The following is a 1,368-nucleotide window of genomic DNA, read 5'->3' as shown; positions in this document are numbered from 1 at the left end:
CAATTCCAGGAAAAGTGTGAAACGGTTTTCCGTCCGGAATTGCTTAAAAACAAGGAGTTAGAGCGGGTCGCCGTTTCCGTGAAACGGTGAACTGCTCTAGGGGAGCGAGCCATGAACTACACCAGGATGGTGATCGAGAAAGAAGCGCCGGAAGAATACGGCTATGACCGTATCCGCTACAATCTTTCGGAAAGTTCGATCGCCGACCAGAAGCTCTCCGACATCGGCCTGTCGCTGCCTGATCTCACGCTTTTCTATGGCGAGCATCGCGGCGACAAGCAGTTGCGTGCACTGATCTCGGCGCAGGATGCCGGCATTTCGCCGGATGATGTCCTGGTCACTGCCGGTGCCGCGGGCGCGCTGTTCATCATCTCGACCTCGCTCTTGTCGGCCAATGACCATCTCGTCGTCATCAGGCCCAACTACGCCACCAACATCGAAACCCCAAGGGCGATCGGCTGCGCCATCAGCTTTGTCGACCTGGCCTTCGAGGAAGGCTTCGCCATTGATGTCGAACGCGTCAAGGCGGCGCTGCGGCCGGACACGAAGCTGATCAGCGTCACCTGCCCGCACAACCCGACCGGCACGATGATGAGCCGAACCGAGCTCGATGCGCTGGTTGCGCTTGCCGAAAGCAGCAACTGCCGTCTGCTGGTCGACGAGACCTATCGCGACCTTTCCTACGGCCGGCGGCTGCCGACGGCTGCCTCACTCAGCCCGAAGGCGATCAGCGTCTCGTCATTGTCCAAGGCCTTCGGCATTCCCGGCATCCGCATCGGCTGGCTGATCACCAGGGACGCTGAGCTTCAGGAGAAATTCCTCGCCGCCAAGGAGCAGATCGGCATCTGCGGCAGCGTTATCGACGAAGGCATTGCCCGCGGCATGCTCGAACGCCGGGACGCTTTCCTGGCGACGCTGCTGCCCGAAATGGCGGGGCGCCGCGACATCGTCCAGGCCTGGATCGATCGCGAACCGCTGGTCGACTGGGTGCGGCCCGAAGGCGGCGTGGTCGGCTTCCCGCGCCTCAATGTCGAACCCGGCTTCGACCTCGACCGGTTCTATGTGAACCTGCTGGAAAACCACGGCACCTATGTCGGACCCGGCCACTGGTTCGAGATGGAAAAATGCTTCTTCCGCGTCGGCTTTGGCTGGCCGACGGAAGCCGAATTGCGCGGCGGCCTTGATGCCATCTCCGCCGCGCTGCGGCAGTAAGTTTCCCGTGCCAGCGACCGGTTGATGCTACTGCGTCACAGCGACCGTTCATAGTGGCCAGCGTCTGCGCCGCCCCTCACCTGCCTGCCGGCATCCTCTCCCCGTATAGTGACGGGGAGAGGGGTGCTGTCATCGGCGATTTCGCCAATCTCCAGC

The 1,368-nt window shown here is 61.8% G+C and carries 1 protein-coding gene; it reads left to right on the top strand.

Annotated features, from left to right (window positions below; genetic code table 11):
• Positions 1 to 111: 111 nt before the first annotated feature.
• Positions 112 to 1,212, top strand: a complete 1,101-nt coding sequence (locus EN893_RS34100; RefSeq protein ID WP_127270033.1) for an aminotransferase class I/II-fold pyridoxal phosphate-dependent enzyme — start codon at positions 112 to 114, stop codon at positions 1,210 to 1,212.
• Positions 1,213 to 1,368 lie beyond the last annotated feature (156 nt).

The sequence above is a fragment of the Mesorhizobium sp. M7A.F.Ca.CA.004.04.2.1 genome (genome assembly GCF_004022825.1).
Lineage (GTDB): Bacteria > Pseudomonadota > Alphaproteobacteria > Rhizobiales > Rhizobiaceae > Mesorhizobium.
Note: the sequence above shows the minus strand (reverse complement) of the source record. Positions and strands in the feature narration are given on the sequence as shown.